A 7,046-nucleotide genomic window follows, 5' to 3' on the forward strand; every position below is an offset into this window, starting at 1 on the left:
GCAGCACGGAGGGTCCGGCAGCCCTGACGTCGGGGGAGCGTCGGGGCTGCCGGGGATGAGGGCGGCGTCAGACCGTGAGGCCCATGCCGGTCAGCCAGGCCATCGGGTCGATGCCGGCGCCGTCCGGGGTGTGGACTTCGAGGTGGAGGTGCGGGCCGGTGACATTGCCGGTCGCTCCGACGCGGCCGATGGTGTCGCCGGTGCTGACCTGCTGGCCGGCGACGACGTCCATGGAGGACTGGTGGCAGTACCAGATCTCCGTACCGTCGTCGAGTTCCAGGACCGTGCGGTACCCGTACGAGCCCGACCAGCCCGCCGACTTGACCGTCCCGCCGTGCACGGCCTTGACCGGGGTACCGGTCGGCGCCGCAAAGTCGAGGCCGGTGTGGTGCCCGGAGGCCCACATGGTGCCGGCCTCGCCGAAGGTGGAGGTGATCGTGTACGCGGAGGTGGGGAGCGAGTAACTGGCGGCGAGCTTGGCGAGTCTCTCGGCCTCGGCCTTCTTCGCCGCGGCCTCCTCGGCCGCCCTCTTCTCCGCCGCGGCCTTCGCCGTGGCCGCGTCCTGCTGCTTCTCCGCCTCGGTGGCGGCCTTGGTCGCGGCCGCCGCCTCCTCCGCCGCCTTGGCGTCCGCGTCGGCGGCGGACTGCTGCTGCTCGGCCTGCTGGAGGATACGGGCGCGCAGTGCCTCGCCCGCGTCGGCGGCACCCTGCTCGGTCTTCGCGGTGGTGAGCCCGGCCGCGGTGAGCGGCGCGGACGCCACCACCGGCGCGGTGGGCGTGTCGGACTCGACCGCGGTGATCAGAGCACCCAGCCCGGGGAGGGACTTGGCGTCGGGAAGACTGTCCGCGAGCGAATCGGGAAGGGAGATGGAGACCGGCGGCTTGCTCTGCGCGGTGGCCATGCCGCCCGCACCGACGGCCGCGATGACGCCGACGCCGAGGACGGTGGAACTACGCGCGAGACCGCGCTGCTTGGCCACGCGGTGCCGGCCGCGTACGGGGCGGAGGGAATCCTCGGTGGGGTTCCATTCCTCCCAGGCCCTGTCGGCGTCGCCGGGGAAGCCGAACCCCTCACGGGTGGCAAAGGGTGACGGGGCCTCGGGGGCAGGCTGGTTGGACGCCACGTGGGCGCACTCCTTTCCTTCCTTCTCGCCTACCGGGTTAGCTGACGGGTTCGGAGCAGGAAGGTCTCCTACGGACGCCCGGTGTCTCTTCCGAGACACAGGTGTCCGATTCACCCCAAGAAGGTGGTTCCCCGGTTCCCTTGCGGAATTCGGCGCTCGCGCACGGCGCCGTCTCTGACGACGGCTGGGACGACCGCGCTGCGTTATCGAACGTTAATAGACAGACGGCTCCGATTCCAAGCCGCTCCCCTTGATCATTCCTGCTTCGGGCCGGGATTTACCTGGGCATTCATGCACTCATCGGGGCGACTTGCGAGCAGACTCCGCACCCCGGATTATCTGACGGTATGTCATCTGTTATCGAGCGGCACCGTGCTGCTACGGACCGTCGCCGAGTCGGCCGAACCTCCACACACCACCCCGACGGGCCCCGAGGGACACTGCCGGACGCCGACGGACACCGTCGGCGTCCGGAGGGAGATCGCAGAGGCTCCGGGAAGGCCGTAATCGCGTCAGCGGCCCACGATCGGCACGGTGGTCCGGCGTGCCGGCTGGTCCTCCGCCGGCCGGGCGACCGCGAGCAGCGCCAGGTCGTCCGTCGAACGGCCACCGGTGTGCAGCCGGACGTCGTCGGTGAGTGCCGAGAGCAGCTCGTCGGGACCGGGGAAGATCCGGCCGCGCAGCCGCTCCGCCGGGTCGTAGAACACACCCGCCCGGTCGCGCGCCTCGGAGAGCCCGTCCGTGTAGGTCAACAGCGTCGCGCCCGGCGGGAGGTCCCACTCGTCCACCCGGTCCGGCCAGGTGCCCAGGGCCATGCCGAGCGGCAGCGCGGGCGTACTGGGCCGCAGCACGTCCAGCGCTCCTCCGGCATGCAGCAGCAACGGTTCGGGGTGGCCCCGGTTGACGATCCGCAGTGTCTCGGAGCCCGGCGGAATCTCGGCGAGCACCGCGGTGACGAATCCCTCCACCGGATCGAGCCCCCCGCGCCGCGCCGCGTCCCTGGCCAGCGCGCGCTCCAGCCGCTGCGCCACCCCCTCCAGCGACTCCTCCTGCTCGGCGGCCTCCCGGAACGCGCCGATGATCACCGCCACCGCCTCCACCGCGTCGAGCCCCTTGCCCCGGACGTCGCCCAGTACGAGGCGTACCCCGTACGGGGTGTCCGCGACGGCGAACAGGTCTCCGCCGACGTACTCGTCCGCCTGCGCCGCCTCGTACCGCGCGGCGACGTGGAGTCCGCCGACCCGGTCGGCCGGCACGGGAAGCACCGCGCGCATGGCGGTCTCCGCGATGATCCGGGCAGAGGCGAGCTGCTCGTTGCCGCGTCGGACGACTCCGTTGATGACGAGCGCCAACACGGCCGCGGTGGCCACGGTGAGCGTCTCGATGATCGGAACGATCTGCCCGAGCGTTCCCACGTACACCCGCATCGCGATGACGGCGGTCAGCGACGCGACGCCGATCCGGACGGTGCCGGCCCGGGAGGCGAACGGCGCGGCGATCAGGGGAGCAGCGACGAACAGGGGCACCGCCGTGAAGCGTGGCGGTGACGCGATGTCGAAGACGAGCCCGCCCACGATGAGCAGGGCAGGCAGGACCCGCACGAACCGCCGGGCGCTCACACCCCCGGACGTCCAGCCATCCCCGTACAGCCGTTTCCCCACCTCTGCGCTTCTCCTGCCCTGTCCCGCCACGGCTGCGGAACCTACCGTTCCCCGCCCGGGCTATCCCGAACCGCGCCGCGCGGCGACTCCCCGTCGTCCATAGGGGGGAGCGCACGGCTCCCCTTCGAGCGCCCCCCACCGCCGGCGTACGCCGGGTGCACCGGCCCGGTGGGGTGGGGGGATTGATCCTTGTCCGGCGAACGCCGGTGCGCCCCGCACGTGAGCGGCGGAGCAGCCGCCCCGGACACCCGGACACCTGTCAACGCGTTCGATCGAATGACACCGACCGTACGGGAGTGCGAGAGGTTTCCTGGATGGACCAGTTCATGCCCGTTGCGGCAGATCTTTACGCCGCCGGACCGAGGGTGCGGACCGAGCGGACGATGCCCACGAACGGACACACGCGAGCGAACGCCTGAAAACGGCCCGGGCCCGGCACGCTGTGCGTGCCGGGCCCGGGCCTTCAGTAGCGGGGACAGGATTTGAACCTGCGACCTCTGGGTTATGAGCCCAGCGAGCTACCGAGCTGCTCCACCCCGCGTCGATGAACACAACTCTACGGCATCCTGAACGGGCTCATGACCACCCGGACGAACGACCTCCGGATTCCGGGACCGCGCAGGCGGGAGACGCGACCGGTCGCGACCGCGCCGCCGACGCCCGGAAGGGCGCGATCAGAAGGACGAGAAGTAGGTAACCCCGCCCCCGGCGCACCGACTTCACCCACGCCGGGTACGGCGCGCCACCATGTCACCGTTGGATCAGCCCACTTAGGGCCAAACCGCGCAGCTCCCGCTACAACGGTCTTTTTGGATCAGGTAGTTGCCAGGCGTGCTCTTCTGGCCAAGGATATGGCTGCATCCCCCGGAACCGGCGGGCTGCCCGTGCGGACGCGTGCCCCCGTGGCGGCATATTTCGCCCTGCCCCGGCGTCGGCCACGTGCTCCCGGTCCCGCAACGCCGTTGTCTCCGGAGGACTCCACCATGACCACGCCTCTCACCCCCGCCCCTTCCGCCCCGTCGGACACCTCCCTCGGGGCCCGGGTGCGCACCTCGGCCGCGAGCGCGATCATCGGCGGCCTCGCCGGGGCCGTGATGAGCGCGGCGGTGGTCTACTTCATCATCGGGATGCCGGACGGTGAGGGCACCAACGCCCTGAACAACGCGATATCGGGCCTGATCAGCGGCTTCCTGGCCGGTTTCATCGGTCTGATGATCTACCAGAGCAAGGCGGCATCGGCGGCCCGCGCGGCCACGGCGGAACCGGCCACCACCCCCGGCTCCGCGTCCGCCACGCCCGCGGAGCCGGCAAGACCCGCGGCCGCCGAAACCCGGGCGGCCACCACCGGGGCGGCTATCAGCGGGGCAGCCGACGGAGAAGCGGCCGGCACGGAGGCAGCACCCGAAGGAGCGCCCGACGAGGCGGCCGGAACCAAGGCCCCCACCGGCGCCTGAGCCCCAGCCACCCGGGTCGCCCAACCGGACCCCGCCCCCGCCAGGCCCCACGGCCCGGCGGGGGCAGCGTCATGTCCCCGCGCGGTCATGTCCCCGCGCGGTCATGTCCCCGCGCGGTCATGTCCCCGCGCGGTCACGTCCCCGCGCGGTCACGTCCGTCTGCCGTCACGCCCGAGCCGCATCACGTCCCGGTGGCGCCACCATCCGGGCGCACCACCATCCGCGCGGCACCACCATCCGCGCGGGATCACCGTTCCGGTGGCGTCACCGTCCGGGCATCGGCCGCGTCGCACCGGCCCCCACCGGCCCGTAGGTCGGCACACCGCGAACTCCGGCTAGGGGAAGGGCTGTTTACCGCCCCCGAAGGCGGCCGTCGCTACCCGCGCGGCTCGACGGCGATCTCGTACGCGATCTCCCACCGCACGTCCGGCACCACGACGTCCGCGGTCTCGACCGGGCGGCCGTCGGTGTCGTAGAAGGTGCGCTCCAGCTCCGTGATCAGGCCACCGATGCTGATGCCGAGGAGGTTCGCCTGCTCCTGGTTCGCACGGGCCGGTCGCGGGATCTCGACGGCGCGCACGATGGTGACGCCGATCGACCGCATCCGTTCGACCACGCCGATTCCGGCGTGCGGGCCCATCTCGGGGAGCACGACCGGGGTGTTCCCGGTGATCGCCATCGGCTCCCAGCTCCTGGAGAGCTGGACGGGCAGCCCGTCGACGAGGAACTCGTAGTCGGTGACGACGCAGAGGCCGCCCGGCTCGATGGCCAGCCGCTCCGCGATGCGCTCCGGCGCCGGAGTCCGCGCGGTCGAACGCGACTCCCATTTACCCTCGTGGTCCTGGTAGTTGAGGACAGCGCGGTAGAGCGCGGCGTCCTGGCGCTCCGGAGGCCTCGTACGGATCATGCGCCGGCGCTCACGCGGCCTGCGGACGTACGTCCCGGACCCCGCCCGGCCTTCGAGGATGCCCTCGATGGTGAGCCGCTCCATGGCGCGCTGGGCGACGGATGCGCCGACCCCGTACTCCTCGGCGATCCGGGCACGACTGGGCAGCTTGTCACCCACGGCCCACTCGCCCGCCCTGATGCGGTCGCGGAGAGCGTCGGCCACCTGAAGGTAAGGGGTGTCGCGAGGCATATGCACAGCTCCCAGCAGTGGAAGTCGGACATTGACAAAGCTAACCCATCAGGTCGAAGCTGAATATTCAGCATTACGAAACGTGATGCAATCACCCAGGGGAGAGCCATGCCCTCCGTGCCGCCACGTGTCGCCGCGCTCGCGGGCATGCTCGCCGCCGCGATCGACGACGAGCCACTGGTGACCGAGGCCCCCGGCGCGTTCCGGGTGGAGGCGCCTCTCCCCTCCCCTCTGAGCAGCGCCATCCACAGCACGATCCTCATGACGCTGGCGCGCGGCGATCGCTTCGGTCACGAGGTGGGCGCCGACGGCGTCGCACGGGTGTGGGCCGAGATCGACCACCCCGCCCCGAGACGAAGGAGAACCGACATGGCGGAACCGGCCGGCGGCACGGCCCCCGGAGACGCGGAGTACCGCACCCTGATCACCCACACCTCGGAGTGCACGGCCTGCCGGTCGGACCGGATGGAGTGCGAGATCGCGGACCGGCTCAGCCGTGCGTGGCGGGCGGCCCGTCAGTGATCCCGCTCATCTGCGTCGACTGCGACCGGACCATCAGCGGCCCCGCGGTGACCACGGCGGAGGGCCACTCCGCCTCGGGCGCCCGGCCCGACGCGTACGCCCACCCGCCCGGCTCCCCGGAGTGCCGGCCCCCGGCACACAGCCGCGGCCACCGCATCAGGAAGGCGCTCGCGACGGGCGACCGTCGAGCGCCGGGGAGCACCGGGTGACTCCCGCCCGGCCGGGGCGGGCACCCGGACGGCCACCGAAGCCGGATCGGTGGCCCACTGCGACCACACAGGTATCCAGGGGCTGTCGGAGCAGCAGTAGGCGGGCCGATTTCAGCGCCCCTCGCTGCTCCTGACGACCCGGATTCCTCGTCCTGGACACCGCTGCCCGATATGACGTACGGGGTGTCCCCGCCCGTGCCCTGTTCCGTGCTGTGCGCGGTGCGTGCCGTGGTGCGGCAGGTCGCCTCGACGGCCGCACCACGGCACGCGTTGGGTCGGCGCTCGATGCCACGGAGTTCCGCAAGACCGGCGAGGAGAAGGTCGGCTCCACCCCGACCACCCACTACCGCGGCCGACCGCCCTTCAGCGCGCTGACGTTGGAGATGTCGGAAGACGCGCTGAGGACCGCCGGCACCCTCCGCTCCATGGTGGGCGGCGAGATCCCGGTGCCCATCGACGTATGGGTGGACGAGCAGGCGCGGGCCGCGCGGGTACGGATGTCACTCGATCTCGAAGGCGCCGCCTCGTCCGTGAGCACCCTGGCCCTCACCGGCCTGGGCCGCCCGATCGAGGTCACCGTCCCGCACGGCGCGGTGCGGTCGACGCCGACGCGATGGGGATTCACCGCTGACGGGCGGGGCGGGTGCCCGGCCGGCCCTCGTGGGCGGGTAGCCGGCCGGCCCCGCGGGCGAGGGGCACGGTGCAGGACGCCGCCAAGCGGCCGGCCCCGCCCGGAGGCGTCCACGCATCGCTCAAGCCTGCCCCGGAACGACTGAGCGCCCCGAACGGCAGAAGCCGGTCGAGGCGCTCAGTGGCAGGTCCGAGGATGTCTCCCGCCCTGCGATCGGTAGGCCGTGTGGGACTCGAACCCACAACCAACGGATTAAAAGTCTGCCGTCTGCTCCATGGGTCTCGTGTGATCCCGTTGTCCTTGATCGG

The 7,046-nt window shown here is 71.9% G+C and carries 5 protein-coding genes, 1 tRNA gene and 1 riboswitch; of the genes, 2 read left to right on the forward strand and 4 right to left on the reverse strand.

Features of this window, described 5'->3' with window-relative positions; all coding sequences use genetic code 11:
* Window positions 1-67 precede the first annotated feature (67 nt).
* From ACFYPN_RS32785 to ACFYPN_RS32795, 3 genes are all read right to left on the reverse strand, one after another.
* The gene (locus ACFYPN_RS32785; protein WP_389303451.1) at window positions 68-1,123 is read right to left on the reverse strand and encodes a M23 family metallopeptidase; all 1,056 of its coding nucleotides are present in this window, start codon (window positions 1,121-1,123) and stop codon (window positions 68-70) included.
* Between the two features lie 11 nt (window positions 1,124-1,134).
* Window positions 1,135-1,288, reverse strand: a riboswitch (cyclic di-AMP (ydaO/yuaA leader).
* Window positions 1,289-1,635: 347 nt separating this feature from the next.
* On the reverse strand, window positions 1,636-2,784 hold the full coding sequence (locus ACFYPN_RS32790; protein ID WP_389303453.1) for a PP2C family protein-serine/threonine phosphatase: 1,149 nt from the start codon (window positions 2,782-2,784) through the stop codon (window positions 1,636-1,638).
* A 467-nt stretch (window positions 2,785-3,251) separates the two neighbouring features.
* A tRNA-Met gene (locus tag ACFYPN_RS32795) sits at window positions 3,252-3,325 on the reverse strand.
* 442 nt (window positions 3,326-3,767) lie between these two features.
* On the opposite strand from ACFYPN_RS32795, the gene ACFYPN_RS32800 reads away from it, so the two are divergent.
* Window positions 3,768-4,238, forward strand: a complete 471-nt coding sequence (locus ACFYPN_RS32800; RefSeq protein ID WP_358766308.1) for a hypothetical protein — start codon at window positions 3,768-3,770, stop codon at window positions 4,236-4,238.
* A 376-nt stretch (window positions 4,239-4,614) separates the two neighbouring features.
* Here the strand turns inward: ACFYPN_RS32800 and ACFYPN_RS32805 are convergent, their stop codons facing one another.
* Window positions 4,615-5,376: a GntR family transcriptional regulator gene (locus tag ACFYPN_RS32805; RefSeq protein WP_358766310.1), complete on the reverse strand. Its 762-nt coding sequence runs from the start codon at window positions 5,374-5,376 to the stop codon at window positions 4,615-4,617.
* 108 nt (window positions 5,377-5,484) lie between these two features.
* Between ACFYPN_RS32805 and ACFYPN_RS32810 the strand changes: the two genes are divergently transcribed.
* On the forward strand, window positions 5,485-5,898 hold the full coding sequence (locus ACFYPN_RS32810) for a hypothetical protein (protein ID WP_358766312.1): 414 nt from the start codon (window positions 5,485-5,487) through the stop codon (window positions 5,896-5,898).
* The last annotated feature ends 1,148 nt before the right edge of the window (window positions 5,899-7,046 follow it).

Source organism: Streptomyces sp. NPDC005576, from assembly GCF_042871745.1.
Classification (GTDB): domain Bacteria; phylum Actinomycetota; class Actinomycetes; order Streptomycetales; family Streptomycetaceae; genus Streptomyces.

Bases quoted from the DNA above. Each gene is read 5' to 3' on its own strand.
- ACFYPN_RS32800 (WP_358766308.1), top strand. From the start codon at position 3,768: ATGACCACGCCTCTCACCCCCGCCCCTTCCGCCCCGTCGGACACCTCC.
- ACFYPN_RS32805 (WP_358766310.1), bottom strand. From the start codon at position 5,376: ATGCCTCGCGACACCCCTTACCTTCAGGTGGCCGACGCTCTCCGCGAC.
- ACFYPN_RS32810 (WP_358766312.1), top strand. From the start codon at position 5,485: ATGCCCTCCGTGCCGCCACGTGTCGCCGCGCTCGCGGGCATGCTCGCC.